Origin of the sequence: Pedobacter sp. CFBP9032 (assembly GCF_034045265.1) — a bacterium.
Classification (GTDB): Bacteria; Bacteroidota; Bacteroidia; order Sphingobacteriales; family Sphingobacteriaceae; genus Pedobacter.
Map to the genome: position 1 here is coordinate 530598 of NZ_JAXCWE010000001.1, position 25386 is coordinate 555983.

General features: G+C 38.6%; 20 protein-coding genes and 1 tRNA gene. 6 read left to right on the plus strand and 15 right to left on the minus strand.

What is annotated here, in order from left to right:
• Positions 1 to 9: 9 nt before the first annotated feature.
• Positions 10 to 1047 carry a WYL domain-containing protein gene (locus SOM16_RS02240; protein WP_320462357.1) on the minus strand — a complete coding sequence of 346 codons (1038 nt, stop codon included), beginning with the start codon at positions 1045 to 1047 and terminating at the stop codon, positions 10 to 12.
• A gap of 436 nt (positions 1048 to 1483) precedes the next feature.
• Between SOM16_RS02240 and SOM16_RS02245 the strand changes: the two genes are divergently transcribed.
• From SOM16_RS02245 to SOM16_RS02255, 3 genes are all read left to right on the plus strand, one after another.
• Positions 1484 to 1552 (plus strand) — tRNA-OTHER (locus SOM16_RS02245).
• A 363-nt stretch (positions 1553 to 1915) separates the two neighbouring features.
• Positions 1916 to 3013: a slipin family protein gene (locus SOM16_RS02250; protein ID WP_320462358.1), complete on the plus strand. Its 1098-nt coding sequence runs from the start codon at positions 1916 to 1918 to the stop codon at positions 3011 to 3013.
• A gap of 63 nt (positions 3014 to 3076) precedes the next feature.
• Positions 3077 to 4501 (plus strand): RtcB family protein, encoded by a 1425-nt coding sequence (locus SOM16_RS02255; protein ID WP_320462359.1) that lies wholly within the window; start codon positions 3077 to 3079, stop codon positions 4499 to 4501.
• Between the two features lie 388 nt (positions 4502 to 4889).
• Here SOM16_RS02255 and SOM16_RS02260 read toward each other — a convergent pair whose 3' ends face one another.
• The 4 genes from SOM16_RS02260 to argH all read right to left on the minus strand — a co-directional run bounded on the left by SOM16_RS02260 (position 4890) and on the right by argH (position 9127).
• The gene (locus SOM16_RS02260; RefSeq protein WP_320462360.1) at positions 4890 to 5096 is read right to left on the minus strand and encodes a DUF2683 family protein; all 207 of its coding nucleotides are present in this window, start codon (positions 5094 to 5096) and stop codon (positions 4890 to 4892) included.
• A 179-nt stretch (positions 5097 to 5275) separates the two neighbouring features.
• Entirely contained in the window at positions 5276 to 6127 is an 852-nt protein-coding gene (locus tag SOM16_RS02265) for a hypothetical protein (protein WP_320462361.1), read from the minus strand.
• 69 nt (positions 6128 to 6196) lie between these two features.
• Complete coding sequence (locus tag SOM16_RS02270; protein ID WP_320462362.1) at positions 6197 to 7450, minus strand: pyridoxal phosphate-dependent aminotransferase; 1254 nt, start codon at positions 7448 to 7450, stop codon at positions 6197 to 6199.
• A gap of 345 nt (positions 7451 to 7795) precedes the next feature.
• Complete coding sequence (gene argH, locus SOM16_RS02275; RefSeq protein WP_320462363.1) at positions 7796 to 9127, minus strand: argininosuccinate lyase; 1332 nt, start codon at positions 9125 to 9127, stop codon at positions 7796 to 7798.
• A gap of 189 nt (positions 9128 to 9316) precedes the next feature.
• Here argH and SOM16_RS02280 point away from each other — a divergent pair, with 189 nt between their 5' ends.
• Positions 9317 to 12181: an alpha/beta hydrolase family protein gene (locus SOM16_RS02280; RefSeq protein ID WP_320462364.1), complete on the plus strand. Its 2865-nt coding sequence runs from the start codon at positions 9317 to 9319 to the stop codon at positions 12179 to 12181.
• 56 nt (positions 12182 to 12237) lie between these two features.
• Here the strand turns inward: SOM16_RS02280 and SOM16_RS02285 are convergent, their stop codons facing one another.
• The 10 genes from SOM16_RS02285 to SOM16_RS02330 all read right to left on the minus strand — a co-directional run bounded on the left by SOM16_RS02285 (position 12238) and on the right by SOM16_RS02330 (position 21396).
• Complete coding sequence (locus tag SOM16_RS02285) at positions 12238 to 13305, minus strand: M20 family metallo-hydrolase (protein ID WP_320462365.1); 1068 nt, start codon at positions 13303 to 13305, stop codon at positions 12238 to 12240.
• Positions 13306 to 13426: 121 nt separating this feature from the next.
• Positions 13427 to 14236: a pyrroline-5-carboxylate reductase gene (gene proC, locus SOM16_RS02290; RefSeq protein WP_320462366.1), complete on the minus strand. Its 810-nt coding sequence runs from the start codon at positions 14234 to 14236 to the stop codon at positions 13427 to 13429.
• 244 nt (positions 14237 to 14480) lie between these two features.
• Entirely contained in the window at positions 14481 to 15269 is a 789-nt protein-coding gene (gene argB, locus SOM16_RS02295) for an acetylglutamate kinase (protein ID WP_320462367.1), read from the minus strand.
• A 55-nt stretch (positions 15270 to 15324) separates the two neighbouring features.
• On the minus strand, positions 15325 to 16296 hold the full coding sequence (locus SOM16_RS02300; protein ID WP_320462368.1) for an acetylornithine carbamoyltransferase: 972 nt from the start codon (positions 16294 to 16296) through the stop codon (positions 15325 to 15327).
• Positions 16297 to 16329: 33 nt separating this feature from the next.
• A complete protein-coding gene (locus SOM16_RS02305) occupies positions 16330 to 16701 on the minus strand; it encodes a four helix bundle protein (RefSeq protein ID WP_320462369.1) in 372 nt (123 codons plus the stop codon).
• A 4-nt stretch (positions 16702 to 16705) separates the two neighbouring features.
• The gene (locus tag SOM16_RS02310; protein ID WP_320462370.1) at positions 16706 to 17854 is read right to left on the minus strand and encodes an aspartate aminotransferase family protein; all 1149 of its coding nucleotides are present in this window, start codon (positions 17852 to 17854) and stop codon (positions 16706 to 16708) included.
• Between the two features lie 95 nt (positions 17855 to 17949).
• Positions 17950 to 18348 (minus strand): four helix bundle protein, encoded by a 399-nt coding sequence (locus tag SOM16_RS02315; protein ID WP_320462371.1) that lies wholly within the window; start codon positions 18346 to 18348, stop codon positions 17950 to 17952.
• A 79-nt stretch (positions 18349 to 18427) separates the two neighbouring features.
• Complete coding sequence (gene argC, locus SOM16_RS02320; RefSeq protein WP_320462372.1) at positions 18428 to 19414, minus strand: N-acetyl-gamma-glutamyl-phosphate reductase; 987 nt, start codon at positions 19412 to 19414, stop codon at positions 18428 to 18430.
• A gap of 90 nt (positions 19415 to 19504) precedes the next feature.
• Positions 19505 to 20695, minus strand: a complete 1191-nt coding sequence (gene argG, locus SOM16_RS02325) for an argininosuccinate synthase (protein ID WP_320462373.1) — start codon at positions 20693 to 20695, stop codon at positions 19505 to 19507.
• A complete protein-coding gene (locus SOM16_RS02330) occupies positions 20695 to 21396 on the minus strand; it encodes a GNAT family N-acetyltransferase (protein WP_320462374.1) in 702 nt (233 codons plus the stop codon). The genes argG and SOM16_RS02330 overlap by 1 nt, the downstream gene beginning before the upstream one ends.
• A gap of 577 nt (positions 21397 to 21973) precedes the next feature.
• On the opposite strand from SOM16_RS02330, the gene SOM16_RS02335 reads away from it, so the two are divergent.
• Together SOM16_RS02335 and SOM16_RS02340 are read left to right on the plus strand one after the other, a co-directional pair.
• Positions 21974 to 22675 carry a DUF4397 domain-containing protein gene (locus SOM16_RS02335; RefSeq protein WP_320462375.1) on the plus strand — a complete coding sequence of 234 codons (702 nt, stop codon included), beginning with the start codon at positions 21974 to 21976 and terminating at the stop codon, positions 22673 to 22675.
• A gap of 272 nt (positions 22676 to 22947) precedes the next feature.
• Positions 22948 to 25383 (plus strand): TonB-dependent receptor, encoded by a 2436-nt coding sequence (locus SOM16_RS02340; RefSeq protein ID WP_320462376.1) that lies wholly within the window; start codon positions 22948 to 22950, stop codon positions 25381 to 25383.
• Positions 25384 to 25386: the final 3 nt, after the last annotated feature.

Sequence of the window (25386 nt, forward strand, 5' to 3'; positions counted from 1 at the left end):
TTAAAACATTTATTCAATAGTTTTAATATCCTCTTGGGTTTCATATTGTTGATAAGTTTGCGCTAATCGTCGTTTTAATTTAGAAATCAATAACCGAGGCGAAAGCACCTTAACGCATTCGCCAAAACCCAAAATTTCGCGCTCCAGTTCATAATTTAACACCACATCTATTCTAAAGGTGGTTGTTTTTTCGTTTTGACTTAATACTATCTGAGATTGATGCAAAGGTTTTGTCATCACATAGGGGGCATGATCGTTGGTAAATTCAAGGACAACTTTCTGTGCCCTATCCCGTTCGCTTTTTGTTACACCAATTAAATCTGAATAATAACGATCAAAATCAATTCCATCATAGGCCAAGAAGACTTCATTTGGCAATTCCTGAAATTCAACGATCCTATCTAATGCCAAATTTAAGATCCCAGGCCGTTTTTTCGCTTTACAGATCAAAAACCATCTGTTCCGATATTCCTTTAATAGATAAGGGTAATAGATGCCTTGCTGCGCTTGATGCGCCTTAAAAGATTTATATTCAATCAGTATCGATTTCTTATTTAATACGGCCTGATATAAAGGTGGAATACACTCCAAGCCCTTTACCAATTTATTGCTTTCCAACTGAATGTGGTTGCCACTTTGTTTAGTTGACTTGTTAAGATTATTCTCCAAACGGGCAATCATATCACTCATTTCATCGAAATAATTGAAGGCATTAAACTGTTTTAATACACCAACAATCTCTTTCATCTTATCTACATCAGCGTTATTGATCGGCGCTTTGGTAATACTGAAACCAGCATCTTCGTATGCATAGAAGCGTTTATCCTTCACTACAATCGGTGCATTGTAGCCCAACTTATCACTTCGCATCAGTTGAATATCCGCCTGGATCGTACGCTTGCTTACTCCTGAGGTAATGCCTTCGAGTTCGTAGAGGGTTGTGGACACCTTTTCTATAAGGTCCTCCAATGTCCATTTACGAAAACGGTTTTTCAAACAATCGTCGATGGTTTTATACCGGATAAGCGCTAATTTATTTACAGCCATTTTAAATGAATTTCGTTTTTGGCTAAAAATGTGATGATTTAGCTTATCTAAATATAGAAAAGTCTTACGCAACTACGCAATACAATTGCGCAATTGAAGTGTAAAACGATAAATTTTAATATATTTATAATTTTATTCCCCTAACAATCAATTGATTAAATATTAATACAAGGATCATCTTTTATTGCGCAAATCCGTCGCGTAGTGCTGGTAGCATCTTTGTAATGTCGCCAGTCGATAAAGTTCTTTGAGAAATATTAATCATTATATATAAGATATCCCGAAAGGGATGGCAGCCTAAATAATCACTATCCATAGTTGCGGGTTTCGAAACGGCCCCAAAGTATTCACGCCGTTGCGCAGAATATTCTGATAGAAATTATGATAGATTGTCTAGTCACGTTGTGAGTCGTGGGTTCGAATCCCACTTCCGGGCAATCGGAATAGCTCAGGGGTTAGAGTAACAACCAAATCATGCAGGTTCGAATCCTGCTTCCAAATACCACTTGGAATAGCTAATTGGTAAGCGTTTAGGGCTCAAAATCCAAAACAAAAAGAAGGGCAACTTTTCAAATTACCCAAAAAACCAGCGTTGCGCAACCGCATTTGGCTTTAGGATTTTTCGAAATCCAAAAGCAAATCTGCATTTGCTCAGTAAGTATCAGCGCAGCAAGAAGAGATTTAAAAATCAAAAAGGTTAAATCTAAATGGCAAAATGTTCTCAGGAGCGCTAACCCGATTAGAGAAACTGGTTTCATTTTTAAACAAGCTTGATAAACTTTTACTTCCGCAGAAAACAGGTAAATGTTCTTCCGCAACGCTTTTAAAAGAATAAATTTTATAAAAATAAATTTTAACTCCAGAAAACATGAGAAGAGTAACCATTAACACCAATTATGTTGGATTGGTGTTTAAAAAAGGAAAATTAAAAAACGTTTTAACCGCAGGAACTTACTGGTTAGGCTTTGGCGAAAGCATGACATTGTATGATATGGCTAAAGAGTACTATTACTCGGTCGCTGAATTGGATATTTTGCTGGAAAATGCAGATTTTGTGAATTTGATTCACCTGGTGAGCGTCGCCGACAACGAATTAGCCTTGGTTTATCAAAATAAAAACTTCAAATCCGTTTTAACCGCTGGCAGACATGCCATTTGGAAAGGTTTATCAGAATACAATTTTGTTAAAGTAAACACCAGTAATATCAATATTGACGAAACCATTGATAAAAATTTATTGGAAAAAGCGCCATTATTAAATTGTATCAGGGCTTATAAAGTAGAATCTTTCGAAAAAGCTTTATTGTTTATTGATGGTAAATTTGAAAACGTATTGGAAGCCGGAAACTATGTTTACTGGAAAAACAGTACTACCATTCAAGTTTTAAAAACCGATATGAGACAATTAAACATGGAGATTATCGGACAAGAAATCTTAACAAAGGATAAAGCACAATTGAGGGTAAATTTCAGCATTCAATACAAAGTTGATGACATCATCAAAGCCTTATTGGAGAACAAAGAATTTGAAAAACAATTGTATATCACCATGCAATTGGCGCTAAGAGAATGTATTGGCTTAATGACTTTTGACGAATTGATGGAAAGCAAAGAAAAAATTGCCGAAATGGTAATGGCCATCACCTTGGATAACGTTGAAAACTTAGGTGTAAAATTAACGAACTGTGGTGTTAAAGATATTGTTTTACCTGGTGATGTTAAGGAGATTATGAACCAGGTTTTAGTTGCCGAAAAAAGGGCACAAGCCAATATCATTACCCGAAGAGAGGAAACGGCCTCGACCAGAAGTTTGTTAAACACCGCCAAATTAATGGAAGACAACAACATGTTATATAAGTTGAAAGAGATGGAATACGTGGAGAAAATCGCAGAGAAAATCAACAACATCAGCTTATCGGGCAGTGGACAAATTGTAGATCAATTGAAACAAATCTTCGTGAAATAAACTAAATTTAGAAACCCCTCGGTCAGGTGAATGTTGCCTGCCGGGGATTGATTAAGAAATAAGATGAACAACAACATAACAGGTAATAACCTGATCGAAATAGGTTATACCGAAGGAAAGATATTAGGCTTAGCTTTAGACATTCTGAAAGAAAATTTCACAGATATCGAAGAAGAAGAATTATTGGCCTTATTTAAAAAAGTAAAAGATTATCCGGAAAGTTTTTTGGATGATGAAGTATTAAACCCACTTGCAACTGCTGTGATTGAAGAAGCTAATGCACCAAAAGATGAAACTATCGAACTGGTAAACCATGTGAAACCCTACGCGGTATTTGGGCCTGATTACATTGAGGAAGGCGCAAGAAACCAAATGGATATCGCCATGAAATTACCGGTTACGGTAGCAGGTGCATTAATGCCCGATGCCCACCAAGGTTATGGTTTGCCGATTGGTGGTGTTTTGGCGACCAGAAATGCGATTATTCCGTATGGCGTAGGTGTAGATATCGGTTGCCGTATGGCTTTGAGCATTTTCGACATTCCAGAGAAGCATTATTTTGGTAAAGATGCCATGTACAAACGCGAATTAATTGCTTTTACCAAATTTGGTGCAGGACAAAATTTTAAAGGAGATGAAAGAGCAGATCATGAGGTCTTAGAAAGCAACGCTTTCAATTCCTCTCCTTTTCTTAAAAACTTACACGGAAAAGCCTGGGCACAACTAGGAACTTCGGGTGGTGGAAACCACTTTGTAGAATGGGGAATTATCGATTTTGCCGAACGTGATGAGGTTTTAAATATAGATAAAGGCCGTTACGTAGCATTGTTGACCCATTCAGGTTCCCGTGGATTTGGTGCGACTGTTGCAGGACACTATACCAAACTGGCAAAAGATATCTGTAAACTACCTAAAGAGGCTGCAAACCTGGCTTATTTGGATTTAAATTCTGCAGAAGGACAAGAGTATTGGATTGCCATGAACTTAGCTGGTGATTATGCTTCTGCCTGCCATGAGGTGATCCATAAGAGGTTGACTAAAGCCATTGGCGCAAAAGTTCTGGCCAAAGTAGAAAATCACCATAATTTTGCCTGGAAAGAAATGTTTGATGGCGAAGAAGTGATTGTTCACCGTAAAGGAGCTACACCAGCTGGTAAAGGCGTAATGGGAATTATCCCGGGAAGTATGACCGCTCCAGGATTTTTGGTTAGAGGTAAAGGCGAAGAAACTGCGATTAATTCTGCCTCTCACGGTGCAGGTAGACAAATGAGCCGAACAAAAGCGATTCAATCGATTACGAAATCGGATATGAAGGCCATTTTGAAAGACCACAACGTAACCTTGATCGGCGCTGGATTAGACGAAGCGCCAATGGCTTACAAGGATATTCACAAAGTGATGGCGGCACAAACCGAGCTGGTTGATGTAGTGGCCAAATTTGAACCTAAAATGGTGAGAATGGCTGATGATGGAAGCAGGGAGGATTAGTCTTTAGTCTTTAGTCTTTAGTCTTTAGTCAAAATTCTAAATTAACCTCGTTGGTTTTAAAACCTGCGGGGTTTTTATGTTATTTCAAATAAAAAAATTAGAAAAACATTGGTTCTTGCCTATTGTCCCAAAAGAAAAGAACTTCAATTCTATCGGGTTTAATCTCATAAAATACAGAGGAAAGCTTTAATTAATCCTTGTCGGATATTAGGATCAAATTCAGTCTCTTTATAGATGAATGGCGAATTGCCAATTAACTCCAATGTTTTAAGGGTATTCTTTTTAAAATCACTTAATACTTTTGCCCCTAGTCTTTCATTTATCTGAGCACAGATTGACTCAAAAGTTTTTAATGCTGTTTCTGATATGACTACAGGCAGAGGCGCCATTAGATTGTAGAGATTTTCTCTTTAAATTCTGCTAAAGAAAAGCTTTTTCCTGCTTTGATATCATCTTGTCCTTGCCTTATTCCCAACTTAACATGATCGGGCAAGGCATCGTTCTTTTTTATTTCATAAGGAACATCAAAAGCTTTAAGAAATGCCTTTAAAGCCTTTTCTTGTATTTTATCCGGGTGTACAAGGTAAGTTTCCATATCAACGTGATTTCAAACTAATATACAAATTTAAAGATTATTAAATAAATGTATCGAAATTAAATAGTGGCTGTCAGAGGATTCAAAATAAATTAGGCTGTCTCAAAGTCATTTTTGATAAAAAAGCCTGAAAATTTAATTCTGTTTGAGAATTATGGTTTTGACCTGAAATAGCTCGTTTAAATATTCGCATTCTGCAGCGGATAATATTTAACTACACTTTTCACTTTTTTATCTTTTGGTTTACCCGTTAGGTTGGTCACGTTTATGATATTGATATACTTTGTTGGATCTCCAGTTGATTCGAAAACAATTACCTCGGCATAATTCGTTTCATTATGCAAAGAAGGATGATCATTCAAGACCGTAAAATCTCTTTTAGCAAGCTCATTTAAAATCTCTTCTTTATTTACAACTACAGGAATACGATTATGGATTTTACGTCTTTTCATCCACTGGTCATTTATTTCCGAGTATGGCATGCTTGCCTGACCATTCAGAACGGTAAAAATGGCGCCCCCAAGAATAACGACAAACTCTCCCGCCCAAATAATCCATAACAATACGCCACTAATGGTACCTGTACTTTCGATGCGAAATGTACCTATTTTATTCAGATTAATAATTTCCTGGATCAAAATATTAGGGTGGGTAAAAAGGAAAAAGAAATCAGAAGCCAAAACCTTTAAATCTGCACTATCCAGGTTAAAGGTAAAACCCTTATTACTGTAAGCTAAAGTATCAAAGAATACCCATTGAATATAAAAGGCGAATAGCGCACAGAAGATTGCAATGATGGTAACGATCTTTTTATTCCTGAGTTTTCCGATTCTGACACCAATATCAATGCTAAAACCTAATCCAATTCCCAAAAGCAAAGCGATAATAGCGATGAACCAAATATTGGGAATCAGCCTGCCGAGAATAATGTAAAAAAGAGGCAGAATAAAAGATGCCAAAATACCGATGGCAAGTGAAGTAAGAATAGCTGGTGGAGAAGCGTATCCTTGAGGCGTGTATTTGGGTTCCATAAAGCGTAAAATGAGATTCTATTTGAACACCCATCTCCCATAATTGTTTGAATGGGTGTCCAATTTTATCTATTTTAACTTACTCAAAGCCGTTTTAATCCGCGGCAACATGTCTTTAATATCTTGTAAAGTACAAGCACCTACTGATGCCCTGAACCAAGGCATACTGTCTTCATTTCCGAAGGCAGAAAATGGCACCAATGCGGCTCCAGCTTCTTTAATCAGGTAGAAATTTACGTCAGCGCTATCCTTTAATAACTGACCATCTGCTGTAGTTTTTCCAATGTAATCGATTTTGATGGTTAAATAAATTGCGCCCATTGGCTCAACCGCTTCTACATTAAAACCTTCACTTTTTAATTCGTTAAAACCATGATAAAGTGCATTTAAGCTATCTTGAATCTGCCCTTTAAAACTGGTTAAGAAAGTATCAACTTGTGCTTTATCGTTAAAGTAATTAGACATGGCCACTTGCTCGGCTTTAGGTGCCCAGGCACCCATATGTCCAACCAAAGCCTTCATTCTGTTCAGAATATCTTCCGGACCAAAGCCCCATCCTACACGCACACCTGTTGCTGCCAAACATTTTGAGCTTCCATCTACAAAGATTGTAAATTCACGCATAGCAGGACGTAAAGAAACCGGATTAACATGTTCTTTCCCAAATGTCAGCAATGAATAAATCTGATCGTACATTAAATAAAGTGGTTTTTCATCCGCTCCGCGGGATGCATTCTCTGCTAAAACCACATCACAAATTTCTGCCAAAGAATCGGCATCAAACATTGTCCCTGTTGGGTTTAATGGAGAACAAAGTGCTAATAATGTTGCACCTTTTAAATGAGGTTTCAACTGTGCAGCGGTTGGCATAAAGTTATGCGCTGCATCTGTTTCTACGGCAATTGCTTTTGCCGAAGTAAGGTGGCAATAGTGATTGTTATTCCAAGACGGTGCAGGGAACACCACCGTATCTCCAGGATCAACTAGCGCTAGATAGGTTGCGTAAATTAACGGACGTGAGCCACCTGAAACCAAAATACTGTTTGTGTTATATGCTAATCCGAATCTATCTTTCAATAATTCAGAAACGGTTTCCCTTAGTGATAAAACACCATCAGCTGGTGGGTAATTTGTTTGATTGGCATTGTAGGCGTCTACAATTCCAGCCTTTAACTCCGTTGGGATCGGGTAGATATTTGCATCAAAATCGCCGATGGTTAGGTTAGCGATAGAGGCACCTTTCCGCTTCATCTCATTAACCTCGTTGCCAATTTTTATAATCTCTGAGCCAATTAATGCGCTGGCTAATACTGAAACTTTCATATTTGTAAATTCAATGCTGATGTCAGCAATTTTATAATGCGTTAATTATCTTCTGTCCTCAACCAGAGAAGAGCACTGCTTTTTATAGATTTTAGCTTTTTTAATAAAGACAGCAGAATAGACAATGCTATTTGCCATTAAATATCTATTAAGCCTAAGGGTTCGCGCTTGCCTTGTTGCATCTCTTTAATTTCTTTTAGTGCCTGTGCAATTTCTGATTTGATATGGCTCCTTGGTTCTACCTTAATTTTTGCGCCGATATTGCTCAGGAACTCTTTACAAATCCTGCATCCTTATCATTAATTTCTATAGTTAAAGTTGTCATAACTATAAAATTAGCAAAATTTATTTAACCAAATCTTCAATTGCTTTATTCACCTTTGCAAAGCCAAATTGAGACAAAACATCCTGCATTGCTGCAGTAATCTGCTCATTACAAAGGTTGCCGATGCTTCCTTCGTGGGTATGATGTATCTGGCCAGATGGAGCAAAAGTACCATTTTCGATTTGTTCACCAACAATTTTATAAGCCTCTCTAAATGGAACACCTTGCAAGGCCAGATCATTAACTACTTCAACACTAAACAGATAGTCATATTTTTTATCTTTCAAAATATCATCCTTGATGGTGATGTTCTGGAACATAAAAGTGGCAATTTCCAAACATTCATTTAAAGAAGTAATCGCGGGGAACAAATTTTCTTTTAACAATTGTAAATCGCGGTGATAACCAGATGGTAAATTGGTAATCATCATGGCTATTTCGTTTGGCAAAGCCTGAATTTTATTACAACGCGAACGAATCAGTTCGAAAACATCAGGATTTTTTTTGTGCGGCATAATGCTGGATCCGGTTGTTAATTCAGCCGGAAAGCTGATGAATCCGAAATTCTGATTGATAAATAAACAAACATCCATAGCCATTTTTGCCAATGTTGCAGCCACAGCACTCATGGCCTGCGCCAAAATCCTTTCGGTTTTACCACGGCCCATCTGCGCATAAACTACGTTATAATTTAAGCTTTCAAAACCTAATAATTCAGTTGTTAATGTTCTGTTTAAAGGGAATGAAGAACCATAGCCTGCGGCAGAACCTAAGGGGTTTTTATTAGTGATTTTCCAGGCGGCAAGCATCAACTCCAAATCATCGGCAAGGCTTTCGGCATAAGCACCAAACCATAAACCAAAAGATGAGGGCATCGCAATTTGCAAATGCGTGTAACCTGGTACTAATTTGTCTTTATGTGTATTGCTCAGTTCTATCAATTGATTGAACAAAGTTGATGTTTGGTTGACCATATCTTCAATACAAGCCCTGAAGAATAATTTTAAATCAACCAGAACCTGATCATTACGCGAGCGGCCACTGTGAATTTTTTTACCTGCCTCGCCAATGCGTTGAGTCAGCAGCCATTCTACCTGCGAGTGTACATCTTCTACACTATCTTCGATGGTAAAATTTCCGTCTTCAATTTCAGCGTAAATGTTTTTCAGCTCTTGTTGAACGGTTTTCAATTCCTCAACAGTTAGCAAATTTATGGTTTCTAGCATTTGGGTATGTGCCAAAGAGCCCAAAACATCAAATTTTGCCATTTGCAAATCCAGTTGACGGTCTTTTCCAACCGTAAAATGCTCTACAAACTGATTCACATCTATATTTTTCTGCCAGATTTTCATGCTAATACTGAGATTTTGATTGCGCTTCTACAAGCGATTTAAATAGCCGCAAAAATACAATAAATTGATTAGAAACAGGGGAATCCATTTGGTTTTCCGTAACAATTAAACTGATATCTAAATCAATTCCATTTGCGTATCCCATACTATAAACTTAAAACATTATTTTAGCCTACCTTAAACTATTACATGAAATCTTTCAAAATTCTCTCCTCTGTATTGCTGCTATTTACGCTACAAAATGCGCAGGCACAAGAAAAGCCAGCATTGAGCTGGAAAGACGTTTCCAAATGGAACTTCAACAGGCCCGCAACCCTGTCACCAAGTGGCGAATGGATCGCAATGGCCACTGGCCCGGTTGAAGGCGATTTGAAGATGATCATTCGCAGAACTAACGACACCCTAACGCGCAACTATCCAATTGGTGCAACTGCAAATGCCATCTCATTCTCGAACGATTCTAAATTCGCTGCCTTTAAAGTAGCTGCAACAGACGCAGAAGCAAAAGCCGCGAAGAAAACAAGTAAGCCAACTTATGATAAACTCTTGTTGGTTTCGCTCCCTGATCATAAACAAACCACTTTTGAAAAGGTGAAAAGCTTCAATTTTTCAGAAAAGTCATCAGCATGGATCGCTATTCAATTTGCTCCCGCAGAAAATGCGTCTAAAGAAAAAGATGCCCCGAAAGGCACTGATGTTTTACTTTATAACTTAAATACGAAGAAAAGCTATAATTTGGGTAACGTTTCTGAATTCTCCTTCAATAAGACAGGCACGCAATTCGCCTACATTATCGATGCAGCCGGACAAAATGGAAATGGTATATTTCTTCGTGATATGAAGACGGGAACCACAGCTGCGCTTGATAATGACAAGGCTGTTTATCAAAAGCTTAACTGGAATGATGATGGAACAGCCTTTGCCTTACTCAAAGGCAATAAAAATGAGAAATATAAGGATGATGTTTTTAGTCTTCTGGGATTTAACAAACTCAATGGCGACCTATCCAATAAAGTGATTTATAATGCAATTGATGATAAAACTTTCCCGGCAACACTGGGCATTAATACCAACGCAACGCCTTTCTGGTCTGATGATCAAAGCATTTTGTTTCTGGGCATCAACACTTTAACAAAGAAAGAAGATAAAAAAGACGATAAAAACGTTAAAAAGGACGACTCGAAGGACCTTAAGAAAACGGACTCACTGGCTAAAGCAAAGCCTGAAGTAAAAAAAGAAGATATTGAAAAGCCGGACATGATTATCTGGAACTGGCAGGATAAAAGACTCCAATCTGCACAGCAAACGCAGGAAACACGCGATAAAAATTTTAGTTATTTAAGTGCTTTCCGGGTGGCTGACAGAAAATTCGTTCAACTGGCAGACAGTAACATGCGCTCAGTTAATGTAAATCCAAAGAGCTTATACGCTATTGGGTATGATAACTCGAAATATGAATTAATGGGCAACCTGGATGGGCAAAGTTATTTAGACATTTATTCAGTCGACCTTAAAACGTTTAAAAAGAAATTGCTTTTCGAGAAAATGTATGCCACCAATGGAGGAAGATTGATTGTGGCACCAAATGGGAAGTTGGCCAGCTATTATGCTGATGGTATTTTCTACAGCATCAATTTAGAAACGGGCAAAACGTATAATTTAACAGGTAAAATTAAAAGTTCTTTTATTGATGAATTAGATGACCATAATGTAATCAAACCAGCCACGTCAAACATGGGCTGGTCGGCAGATTCTAAATATGCATTAATTAAAGATAATTACGATTTATGGAAAATAAGTGCAGATGGTGGTAATGTGACAGCACTTTCAGACAACTGGAAAAGTAGAAAAACCCGCGTTTCCATGCGCTTTAGAACAGATAGTAAGGAGAAAGGTGTAGATTTAAGCAAGGATCAATATTTCGGTGTTTTCAATTCCACAAACAAAAAAGGCGGCATAGGGATCCTGCCTGCCGGGCAATCGAAAATTAAGATTCTGTTCCTTGATGACAATGCTTATCAAACACTTGATAAGGCTGAAAACGCAAGGGTTTTTACCTACACTAAAAGCAATTCGCAGCAGTCGCCAGAATACTATGTAAGCACTGCCAACGATTTATCGGCTGCAACAAAAGTTACTTCCAATACGCCAGATCAAGCTAAATATGCCTGGACTTCTGGTGTAAAATTGATCGATTACATCAGTACAAATGGCGACAGTTTGCAAGCAGCAATTTATTTGCCAGCTAATTATGTTGCAGGAAAAGCCTATCCAACCATCACCTACATTTATGAAAGGCTTACAGATAACCTGAACACCTATCAAATGCCTAATTATCCTGGTGGTGGTTTCAACCCGGCGATGTACACCAGCAATGGCTACGCGGTAATTATGCCAGATATCAAATACAAACTGAATGATCCGGGCATGTCATCCGTTGCTTGTGTAGTTCCGGCTGTAAAAGCTGCAATTGCCACCGGAATTGTTGATGAGAAAAATGTTGCCATCCACGGACACTCATGGGGTGGCTATCAGACGTCATTTTTAATTACGCAAACCAATATTTTTAAAGCCGCAGCTGCTGGTGCGCCTTTAACAGATATGATTAGCATGTACAGCCTTATTTACTGGAATAGCGGCGGTACAAACCAAGCCATCTTTGAAGCAAGTCAAGGAAGATTAACGCCTGGTTATTGGGATAATTGGGATGCCTTTGCGCGCAACTCTCCAATTTACCATATTAAGAAGGTACAAACTCCACTACTACTTTTACACAACGATAAAGATGGTGCGGTTGATTTTACACAGGGCATCGAATATTATAATGGCCTGAGAAGACTAAACAAGCCTGTAGTAATGATCACTTACAAAGGAGAAAATCACGGGATTGCCAAGATGCCAAACCGTAAAGACTATGCCGTGCGGATGATGGAATATTTTGATTATCAACTGAAAGGAAAATCTGCTCCCGAATGGTGGAGTAAAGGTGTTAACCGACTAGATATGGAAAAACATTTAGAGACGAGGGCCTTCACTGAAACGGAAGAAAATTAAAAACAAAAAATGCGGACCTAAAATCCGCATTTTTTGTTTTAAAGCTGTTTAAGTTTTTATGGCAAAATTACCGGTTTTAACATATTTACATATCCTTCAACACCTTCTGCAACTTCCCTTACATATAAAAATTCATCAGCCATGTGCGAGCGGCCAGAAAACCCTGGTCCACATTTGACTGAAGGAATATCCAACAAAGCCTGATCTGATGTTGTCGGAGAGCCATAAGTAGTTTTACCCAATGCAACACCAGCTTGCACAACCGGATGGTTTTTATCAATAGATGATGGTTTTAAACGAATAGAACGCGGGGTAACATCGCAATCAACATTTGCCCGGATAACTTCGAGTACTTCTTCATTGGTGTAAGCATCAGTTACGCGAACATCAACCGTGAACGTACAGTTGGCAGGTACAACATTGTGTTGCGAACCTGCATTGATAATGGTAACCGTCATTTTAAGCGGACCAAAAACTTCCGATACTTTAGGAAACTGATAATTTCTAAACCATTCAATATCCTTTAAGGCTTTGTAAATGGCATTTTCTCCTTCTTCTCTTGCTGCATGGCCAGCCTTACCGTGCGAAACACAATCAATTACTAGTAATCCCCTTTCTGCAATGGCCAGGTTCATCTCCGTAGGCTCGCCAACGATTCCGAATTCTAATTCGCCTAAATCTGGCAGCACCAGTTCCAAGCCATTATTACCAGAAATTTCTTCTTCCGCAGTTGCGGCCAAACAAATGTTATATTTTAGATTTTCCTGTTCATAGTAATATAAAAAGGCACCGATTAAAGAAACCAGGCAGCCTCCGGCATCATTACTTCCAAGACCAAAAAGCTTATCGCCTTCAATGGCGGCATCGTATGGATCGCGGGTGTACCCAGAATTTGGTTTAACCGTATCATGATGTGAGTTTAATAACAAAGTTGGCTTACTGGCATCAAAATACTTGTTATATGCCCAAACATTGTTCATTTTACGCTGGGTATTTACGCCCCTTTCCTCTAAGAATTGGGCGATTAAGTTTGCCGTTCTATCTTCTTCCTTACTAAAAGACTGGATGCGAATTAACTGCCGCAATAAATCCAGACTTTCCTTTTGTATATTTTCTAATGACATAATAGTATCGAGTGATTAGTAGCAAATATCAGGAATAACCCCATCATTAAACTTTCTACCTTTTATTTTGCTTTCAATTTTATGTTTGCGATTAAGACCTTATGCCCTAAACCTTACACCTCTAACCTTCTTTAGTGTATAAATTTCCTGCTTTTAACGCCGATAGCTTGATGCCCTTGATTAAAGATGAACTAAAACCATTGTGTTCCATTTCATTTAAACCAGCAATGGTACAACCTTTCGGCGAAGTTACCTTATCTATTTCTGATTCCGGGTGTGTACCGTGCAATAAAAGTAAATCTGCCGCACCCTTTGCTGTTTGAACGGCCATTTTCAAAGCCTCATCTGCATGGAAACCGATTTCAACACCACCTTGAGAGGCTGCCCTGATTGCTCTTAAAAAGAAGGCGATACCGCAAGCACATAGTGCCGTAGCAGAAGTCATGAGGTCTTCGTTTATTTTTACTACAGAGCCAACAGTTTCAAACATTTTAGTCACGTCTGCAATGTTTTCAGCAGAGGCATTATCGCTGGCCATACAGGTCATTGATTGTCCAATCGCAATTGCCGTGTTCGGCATTACCCGAATAACCTCCACATTTTCTCCTAATTTCTCACGAACAGCAGCACAACTTACGCCCGAGATCACGGAAATTACCAGGTGCTTAGCCGGATCTATTGAAGAATGAATTTCATCTAACACTGTATTTAATTGCTGAGGCAACACCGCTAAAATTACCACATCAGCGTTAGCAACCGCTTGTTTATTGTTGTTGCCTACTACAAATCCATTATCAGCGAATGATTTTAAATGATCAATATTTCTACGGGTTAATGTGATATCAGCTGCCTGAGCAAAGTCGGCTTTTACTAGTCCTTTTGCTAAAGACAAGCCGATGTTTCCGCTACCAATTATGGCTATTTTTTTCATATGATTCGTTTAAATTTCCTTCGGTTTGATGACACAAATGATTTGATTACACAGATTTATTTTTACGGGAAAGCAATGTCAGTAGTTCTATTAAGGTTCAGTCCTGCTATTCGTTATAAGTCCCGATGAAAAATCGGGAGCTTTCCACTACTATCAGGTTTAATGGCAAAAGCAGGAATTCATCGGTTTCTTTTTCCTTTCTAATCCCAAAACCCTCCGCTTTCAGCCTTTCTGCCCTCTACCTTTACATCAGCATTTTCGTCCCAAAAATTCCACTTTCAAGTTCAGGCAATTCATCGGCTTTACCGATATAAACAGCAGAGACGCCTTTTTTAATCGCTTCAAAAGCATTGTGTAATTTTGGGATCATTCCGCCTTGAACTGTTCCATCAGCTTTTAAGCCTTCGAACTCATCTGCCCTGATCTCTCTAACCACCGTCGCATCATCTGCAACATCTCTTAAAACCCCTTTTTTCTCAAAGCAATATACCAAACGCGTTTCATATAAAGCAGACATCGCCACAGCAACCGACGATGCGATGGTATCGGCATTGGTATTAAGTAATTGTGTATCGCCGTCGTGTGTAATGGCGCATAATACAGGCACCAAACCTGCCTTTAACAAACTATCTAAAGTAGCAGATGAAACCGAATTTTCGTCTAAATCACCAACAAAGCCATAGTCGATTTCTTTTACCGGACGTTTTTTAGCTTTAATGATATTTCCGTCAGCACCAGTTAATCCGATCGCATTGTTTCCTTTCGCCTGTAACTGGGCAACCATATTTTTATTGATTAACCCCGCGTAAACCATGGTAACGATCCGAAGCGTTTCGATATCGGTGATTCTCCTACCTTCTACCATTTTGGCTTCAATGCCTAAGCTTTCGCCAAGTTCGGTTGCGATTTTACCACCCCCATGAACCAGGATTTTATCGCCGGGCAAAGCTGTAAAATCTAATAAAAATTGATGTAAATTTTCGGAGTTGTCAATTACGTTTCCGCCGATTTTTATAATAGTAAGTTGCTTCATTTTATTGAGCTTAAAGCTTAAAGCAAAATGCTGGAAGCTTTGGTCTTTCTGCTTTTTATAATTCTTCCAAAATCGCCTTAATTACTGCCTGTGCAGCCCATAAACGGTTCCCAGCTTCATGAATTACTAATGAATTTGGACCATCAAGGATTTCAGAAGATAATTCCAGATCTCTACGAACAGGTAAACAATGCATCACTTTGGCATCGTTAGTCAGGTTTAACTTTTCATTATCCATCATCCAGCCATCAGGGAAGGCTAAAACCTTTCCATATTCTTCATAGCTGCTCCAATTTTTCACATAAACATAATCTGCGCCAGCTAAAGCTTCGTCTATATTATATTGAATATCGGCACCATTAGTAAAATCTTTTGAAAGTTCATAGCCTTCAGGTTGGACAATAGTAAAATCGATCATTCCTTCAGCCTGTGCTTTACACATCCATTCGGCAAAAGAATTTGGAACTGCCTGAGGCAATGCTTTTACATGGGGTGCCCAGGCCAGCACAACTTTTGGTTTTGCGCCATCAGCTTTTTCTGTCCACGTTTCTTGAATGGTAATAATATCTGCAAAACTCTGCAACGGGTGGCGTGTAGCACTTTCTAAACTCACTACCGGAACCGCACAATATTTAACAAATTTGTTAAAGAAATCTTCGCTGTAATCTTCTTCACGATCAATCAATTTTGGAAAAGAGCGTAGTCCTAAAATATCGCAATACTGCCCCATTACTGCCGCAGCTTCACGGATATGTTCCACAGTGGTCCCATTCATGATCACGCCATCCTGTGTTTCCAAAGCCCAGCCTTCTTTATCCAGGTTCATCACCATCACATTCATACCCAGATTTAAAGCTGCCTTTTGGGTACTTAACCGGGTGCGTAAACTCGGATTCATAAAAACCAAACCCAGGGTTTTGTTCTTACCTAAATCTTGATGCGCATAAGGGTTTGCCTTTAATTCTAGCGCATCATTTACAAATTGTTTGATGCTTGGAACATCATGTACGGAAGTGAAAAGTTTCATTTTTACTACGGTATAAGGTTTGAGGTGTAGGGTTTAAGGTTTCCCTGCGCCTGCTCTTAAAAATTTCAAGAAGGAGATTAGCATTGCTCTAACCTCATTAATTGACTGGTTTACTTTTTTATAATCTTCTTCACTAATATACCTCAATTCTGAAGCACATAAGCAACAATAATCTATTTCATTTGTCGAACCTAAGGCTGTATCCAGGAAATGGGCGAAATCTTTATCAGTAAATCGACCACAACCTTCCACAATATTTAAAGGGATTGATAAAGAAGCTCGTGTTAATTGAGACGTTAGTTCAAATCTTTCTTCCTTCGGAAACTTTGTAGCAATGTTTTTCTTGACAAACATATTCAGTTCATGCGCCTTTTTCCAAACGTCGAGTTTTTTGTAGTCTCTCATCACCTTACGCCTTAATCCCTACACCTTTTACCTCCTTTGCAAAAGCCGCCAAAAACTCATCAGCATGTGCTTTAGTTAGATTTAACGCTGGCAACAAACGGATTACATTTGGTTTTGCTTCGCCTGTAAAAATATGGTGTGTAAACAATAGTTCTTTTTTAACATGAGCGAGTGCTGCAGGTAACTCAATGCCAATCATCAACCCGCGACCTCGAACTTCTACAACTTGTTCAAATTTCTTCAATTCAGTGATTAAATAGTTACCGATTTCTTCGGCATTTTTTAACAGATTTTCTTGTTCTATGATTTCTAAAACTGCGAGAGCCGCAGCACAGGCCAAATGGTTACCACCAAAAGTAGTACCCAACTCGCCATGCCAAGGTTTAAATTTTGGAGCAATGGAAATGCCTGCAATCGGGAAGCCGTTGCCCATTCCTTTTGCCATGGTATAAACATCTGCCTCTACACCAGCATAATCATGGGAGTAAAACAAACCTGTTCTGCCATAACCACACTGCACTGAATCTGCAATGTAAACAGCATTGTATTCATCGCAAAGGGAACGGATTTTTTGTAAGAAGCTTTTTGAGGCTTCCTTAATTCCGCCAACACCCTGAATACCCTCTATAATAACAGCCGAAATTTCATTTCCCTGTGCTTTAAAGGTCTCTTCTAAAGCCACTTCATTATTGAACGGCAGGAAAATTACATTGTCAGTCTGATTAACCGGAGCAACGATTTTTGGATTATCAGTTACCGCAACTGCTAAAGAGGTACGTCCGTGGAAAGCACCGGTAAAAGCAATAACTTTCTTTCTGCCATTATAAAATGACGCAAGTTTCAAAGCATTTTCATTGGCTTCGGCTCCAGAGTTAACTAAAAACAGTTGGTAATCTTTCTTACCAGAAACCTGACCCAATTTTTCTGCCAATTGCGTTTGCAAAGGAATTTTAACGGAGTTAGAGTAAAAACCAACTTTATTTAGCTGGTCTGTTAAGCGATTTACATAATGCGGATTGGTATGCCCAATGGAAATCACCGCATGGCCGCCATATAGGTCTAAATATTTTTGATCATTCGCATCCCAGACATTGCTGCCTGCTGCTTTAGTAATTTCTATATCGTTAAGTGGGTAAACGTCGAATAGGTTCATTTTTTTTGAGGTTAAAGACTAAAGACCAAAGACCAAAGCTCCTGTAGTATGGCATATAGCAGGAAGCAAAATCAGTAGCATTTAATCGATGAATATTATGGTCGCAAATGTTTAATTAAGCCAATTAACATCGCTTTGACTTCTCCAGCCATTTTCTGTATTTCCAAATATTTGCTTTCTTCTAAGTAATCTAAATCTTTAGCAAGAAAACATGCGTATTCCATTTCCTGAACTGACCCTAAAGCATTGTCAAGGAAGTGTGCAAAGTCTTTTTCAGTTCGCCGTCCTGCACCTTCAACAATATTAAGTGGAACGGAGTAAGCAGCTCGCTTTACCTGACTATGTAAATCGTATTTCTCATGAGCAGGAAATGAAGGTAAAACAACATTATAAATATGCAATACCATCAAATGTGATTTTTTCCAAACGTCTAATTTTTGATAATCTCTCATTCTTTTAAGCTTAAAGGTAAAATCAAAAAGACTAAAGCTCATTGCAATTTAAAACCTGTTATCAATCTTTTTATTAACGTCTCGCTCCCTTCGCTTTAGTCTTTGGTCTTTCAGCTTTAGACTAAAACCCCGATGCCTTCAGCTTCAACCCCGCCGTTTCCTCCAGCCCAAACATTAAATTCATATTTTGAACGGCTTGTCCGCTGGCACCTTTTAAGAGGTTATCAATATTGCTGATGATAAAAAGTTTATTACCATGCTTTTCAAGATGAACCAATGCTTTATTGGTATTTACAACCTGTTTCAGATCGATATTTTTCCGGCTCACATGGGTAAAAGGATGTGCGCTATAATATTCTTCGTAGATCGTTTGGGCTTCTGCTAAAGTCAAATCGCTTTCCAGGTACATCGAGGCTAAAATTCCGCGAGGGAACGCACCGCGTTGCGGGATAAAATTTAACGCGTGTAATAGCGATGGTTGCAACTGCAATAAACTTTCGCCAATTTCATTTAAGTGTTGGTGCTCGAAGGCTTTGTAAATTGAAAGATTATTGTTTCTCCAGCTAAAATGAGAAGTTGTAGATAAGCTTTGCCCAGCGCCAGTTGAACCAGTTGTAGCATTAATGTGTACTTCGTTTTTAATTAAATCTTTTGCAGCCAAAGGCAATAAACCCAGTTGAATACAGGTTGCAAAACAGCCTGGATTAGCAATATTTTTAGCAGATTTGATCTGATCGCGGTTAAGTTCCGGTAAACCGTAAATGAAATTACGATTTAAGATTTTGGAATTACGATTTTCATCAAGCCTAAAATCTTGAGATAAATCGATGATTTTAATGTTATCGTTGATGGGATTTGCGGCTAAAAACTTCTTAGCATCGCCATGCCCAACGCATAAAAACAATACATCAATATCTTGCGGAATATCGCTCACAAATTTCAACTCTGTTTCACCGATTAAATCAGTATGTACATCAGAAATTAAGTTTCCAGCGTTACTGGTACTGTTTACAAAGGCAATCTCCACATTTGGATGGTTCACCAGAATACGAAGCATTTCGCCACCTGTGTACCCTGCCCCACCTATTATTCCTGCTTTAATTTTCATATTTAAAAAGGTTTAAGGTTTGGGGTTTAAGGCTTAGGGTTTGGGCGCTTAAACCTTACGCCTTTAACCTTATACCTCAAACCTCCGAGGCTAGGCCTCGTTATTTACTTTATGCCAAATCATCACCTGGTTACCGAAGATTTTAGAGAAACCTTTCACATCATCTCCGCTCCATGCATTGTTCATTTCGCCATAGCTACCAAATTTGTTGCTCATTAAATCGTGGTTAGATTCAATTCCAATAATCTGGAAACGATAAGGCAATAGCTCAACAAACACTTTACCACTCACAAACTTCTGTGTATCGGTAAGGAAAGCCTCAATGTTCCGCATAATCGGATCGTGGAACTGACCTTCGTGTAGCCAGTTACCGTAAAAAGAAGACAATTGCTCTTTCCAGCTTAACTGCCATTTCGTTAAGGTATGTTTCTCTAAAGTATGGTGCGCTTTAATAATCAAGACAGGTGCAGCAGCTTCGAAACCCACCCGGCCTTTAATACCAATAATGGTATCTCCAACATGAATATCTCTGCCAATACCGAATGGTTGTGCAATGGCTTGTAATTTCTGAATCGCTCTTACGGGCTCCAATGTTTCGCCATCAATAGCTACTAATTCACCTTTTTCGAAGGTTAATTCGATTTTGCGGGCTTCTGTTTCTGAAACCTGGGTTGGCCATGCACTTTCAGGTAAAGTTTCATTAGAGGTTAACGTTTCCTTTCCACCTACAGAAGTTCCCCATAAACCTTTATTGATAGAATATCTTGCTTTTTCTGCACTGTATTCTACACCATGTTCGGCTAAATATTCTATTTCCGCTTCGCGGGATAATTTCAAATCTCTGATTGGAGTGATAATTTCTACTCCCGGAATCAGGATATTGAAAATCATATCGAAACGCACCTGGTCGTTCCCTGCACCTGTACTTCCGTGAGCCACATAATCAGCACCTACTTTTTTCACATAGTTGGCTATAGCCGTTGCCTGACTTACGCGTTCAGCACTTACTGAAAGCGGATAAGTTGCATTTTTTAATACATTACCAAAAATTAAATATTTGATACATTCATCATAATAACTTTCGGTTTCATCTACCACAGCGTGAGATGCAACACCTAAAGCATAAGCTCTTTTCTCAATCTCCTGCAATTCTTCGTCAGAAAAACCACCTGTATTTACAATTACAGAATGAACTTCCAATCCACGATCTTGTGCCAGGTAAATACAACAAAATGAGGTATCAAGACCTCCGCTAAAGGCTAAAACAACTTTCTTCTTCATTATTTATTAAATAATAGGGTAAATAAAAACATCAGTGCCTTAAAACCGGATCTTGGTTTAGGCTTCACAACTAAACGTTGCTTAATGCGCATAAAGCGCTCGTATAATTTAGGTTTCTTTTGTAATTCTTCAGCAAATTTCTTTGCAGCATCGTGCTTTTGCGTAGCCGGATCGTAAAGCATAGCCGTACACATGCAGTTTTTACGCTCCTTCATTTTTAAAATTTCGAAGTTCACGCAGCTTTGGCAACCTTTCCAAAATTCTTCATCCTGTGTTAATTCAGAATAGGTAACAGGTTCATACCCTAAATCAGAGTTGATCTTCATCACGGCTAAACCGGTAGTTAAACCAAAAATTTTTGCTTTAGGATACAGGCTTCTCGAAAGTTCGAATACACGCTCTTTAATGGCGTGTGCTAAACCTGCCTTTCTAAATTTGGGAGAAACAATTAATCCGGAGTTGGCCACAAACTGACCGTGGCTCCACGTTTCTATATAGCAAAAGCCAGCCCATGTGCCATCTTTATGGAAAGCGATAACCGCTTTGCCCTCGATCATTTTGCCAGCAACATAATCTGGAGAGCGCTTTGCAATACCTGTACCCCTTGCCTTCGCAGATTCGGCCATCTCGGTTACAATTTCTTCTGCAAATACACGATGTTCAGGAAGTGCAACCTGCACAATAAATTCGTTAATATCCATTCGTTTTCTAACGAAAAATTATAAGTATTCTTGTTAATTGGGTTTTTAGAGAGGATCAATTCCTCATTACGTTTAGTGGAGTACTAAATACGTGGAGTAAAATTTTGCCGGCTTGTGGGATAGTAAAATACGGGTTGGAAACGATTAATAAACAGACTTTTCCCAGGCACTAATTGTGCTGAAAAAACAGAAAGTTTATGTAAAATTTGCTTAATCATTTCTTGCGTATAAAAACGGCTTTAACTCTATTGAGGTGCAAAGGTTTAAATAATAATTGAGTTCCACAATAATAAACTGTTTTTTTTATTAAATGGTAACAATTTTTTAAACTATCCTGACTATTATTTTTCAAGTGATTATTTCCTAACGCCTTTTGCATATCCATTTAAGCGCTATTTAAAAAAATAAACCGCACCAGTAATTTAACATTGTTAAAAAACCAAATTAAACTTTAACATTGCTTAACACCATTTAACACTGCATCAGCATTGCAAATTCAATATTTGTAAGCTGTAGCGATTACCAACTAATAGTCGTTTACAGCAGTACCATATTGTATAATTAAAAACCAAAATTCATGATGATGTTTACCCTAAAAAAGTTTAAATGCTATTCCTTCCTCGCCCTGTCATTTTTAATCGGTCTTACTGCTTGTAAAAAGCAAGAAACTGTCGATTCTACCTTATCTAATTTTAGAGCGATCAACACGGCACCGACCCTCGGCACTTATCTTGCGTTTTTAAATGGATCTGCTCTTACCACCGCAGCATTGCCATTTACAGGTTCTACAGCTTATATAGCAAAAAACGCTGCCCCCTATACTTTGAAATTTACTGCAGAAAATTCTACCGAAAGCTTACTCGACAAAACAATTACGCTTAGCGCCAATGCCTACCAGTCATTCTACCTCATTAATAAGCCAGGCAGTTTAGACCTTTTGGCCATTACAGACGATTTAGGTGTACCTGCTACCGATAAAGCTTATATCAGATTAGTTAATGTTTCGCCAGATGCACCTGCATTCGACCTGGCCAAAACAGGTGCAACAACCAGCTTAATTACTAATAAAGCCTTTAAAACAGCAAGTGGATTTTTAGCAGTAGATCCGGGAACATTTACCCTCGATTTAAAAGAAACTACCAACGGAACAATCAAAGCGGTTTCAGAAAGTACTGCCTTTGTTGCTGGCTATCATTACGACATCATTGCCGGAGGTTTGGCCAACCCAGCTAATGATACGGAACAAACACTTACTTTAAGAATATTACAGATCAAATAATTTTCATAAAGCAGGTGCATTTACTTTCTAAACAGACATAAAAAGCACCTGCTTATACGATTTCCCTGCTTTTTACTAAAGCCATTTAGTTTCCAATCAATTTATAAATCATCAAAACCAAAATTATCATTAAGCGCTGATCATCAGCAGGTAAAGGACATCAGCGTGTTTTCAACAACGGACACTATTTAGAATTGTTACAAATTATTTGGATTATAGTTTTTTCTGCCGTTATTTTGCGGCTGTTTAGAATTAATCCAAATAAATTTAGCATGCTTAAAATCAGACTCCTTAGTTTTACATCCCTTCTATTGCTGTTCACTACAGTGGCCTTTGCCCAAAAGGTGGCAACCATTAAAGGTAAAGTGACCACATCAGATGGAAAACCAGCAGCTTACATCACCGTTGGATTAAAAGGAAAAAGCTTAGGCAACATTACCAATGAAAACGGCTACTATGAAATTCAGCGGGTAAAACCAGGATCCTTCACGCTCAGCGTCTCGGCAGTTGGTGTAGAAACCATCGAAAAAAACATTGTGATTATTGCAGGTGAAGACCAAACTGTTGACTTTGTAATTAACCAGAATTCAAACCAGTTGAATGAGGTGAACATTAAGCAAGGAAAGCCAAATAAATATGCGACCAAAAAAAGTGAGTACGTTTCCAAAATGCCGCTTAATAATTTGGAAAATCCGCAAGTTTACAATGCTGTAGATCGGGCATTATTGGCTGATCAAATGGTTTTTTCTGTTGATGATGCCACCAGAAATATCCCAGGTCTACAAAAGATGTGGGAACCAACCGGACGAGGTGGCGATGGCGGGAGCTTCTTTAGTTTACGTGGCTTTACCGTACAATCATCACTAAGAAATGGTGTTGCAGGTTTGGTAACTGGTGGCATAGATGCCATCAATTTAGAAAGGCTTGAAGTATTAAAAGGTCCATCGGGCACATTATTCGGCAGCGCATTAACTTCGTACGGTGGTGTAATTAACCGGGTAACGAAAAAGCCTTTCTTTAAAACAGCAGGTGAAGTTACCGTTGGATTGGGAAATTCTGACTTTAGCCGCGTGAGTGTGGATTTTAATAAACCATTGGATAGCAACATCGCATTCAGGTTAAATGCAGCGTATAATTATATTGATGATTTCCAGGGGGTAGGCTTCGACAGAAGTTTTGCAGTTGCACCCAGCTTATTGTTTAAGATTACTAAAAAGTTAACACTGTCTTTAGATGCTGAATTATTTAATACCGTTAGTTCTGGCAGACAGGCTTTTTTCTTCTATTATCCAACAGCAGCATTAGGCGCATCCTCTCCATCTGAAACTAAACTAGACTATAACCAGCCTTATCGGGGTGAAGGTTTATTAAATACCTCCAGAAGTACCAACTTTTTTGCACAGGCAGATTATAAATTCTCAGATCATTTTAGCTCCAGTACGGTATTTACCAGCAGCCATAGTTTCTCCAATGGCTACGGACCTTATTTTTACCTGCTTCCTAACAGTGTAGCAACCGGAAACCCTGCTGCTACCGGCCAAAGCAATTATTTGGTAAGAGCAGATCAATCTACTGAAAGTTCTACCAGCCAGTTATATGGCGTACAACAAAATTTTAATGCCGATTTTAACATTGGTCACCTTCGCAATAGAACGGTTATAGGATTTGACTTTTTTAGAAAAAGCCCAACTATCAATTTCAATGGAATCAGCCAGTTTGATGTTGTGCCACTTAATGTTCCAGGGTTTGATTACAGCCAGTTTAACGGATTAACTGTAGCCCAACGTTACCGCGAGCAAAACATGGCTCCACCTTATATCGTAAATGTTAAAACCAATATTTATGGTGCTTACGTTTCTGATGTTTTAAACCTTACGGATAATCTAATTGCCTTAGCTGCCTTAAGATTTGATTATTTTGATAATAAAGGTGGTTTGGAGTATAGCCCTGTAGCGCCTTACTCACAAAAAGCACTTTCTCCAAAATTTGGTTTGGTTTACCAACCAGTTAAAGGTCAGGTTTCCTTATTCGCCAATTACCAGAATAGTTTCACAAACAAAGGTGCTTACCGGGCATCCGTAAATGGTGTATTGGCTACCGAAATAGCTAAACTAGAACGTGCAAACCAGATCGAAGGTGGTGTTAAATTAGATGCCTTTGATGGAAAACTGTCTTCGACAATTAGCTACTATAACATCAAGGTTGAAAATGTGCTGCGGTCAGACCCACGAGATCCGGCTAATGCCCAGGTTCAGGATGGCACGCAGGTAAGTAAAGGAATAGAAGTGGATTTAATTGCCAACCCTTTTACGGGATTAAATATCAACGCAGGTTTTGCATATAACGATGCGAAATTTACGGAAGCCGATGCTGACGTGTTGAACAGAAGACCAGGCACATCGATGTCGCCTTATGTTGCAAATCTATTTATCAGCTACCGTTTTAGCAACCAGTTCTTAAATGGGTTAGGGTTTGGGATTGGTGGTAATTATGCCAGCGACAACAAGGTTATCAATAGCGTAAGCATGGGCGTTTATACCTTGCCAGCTTATACTGTTCTTAATGCTTCCGCTTTTTACGACCTTAAAAAAGTAAGGTTTTCGGCAAAGGTTGACAATTTAACCGACGAAAAATACTGGATTGGTTTCACCACACAAAACCCACAACGTTTAAGAACTTATGCAGCTTCAATTACATACAAATTCTAAGAA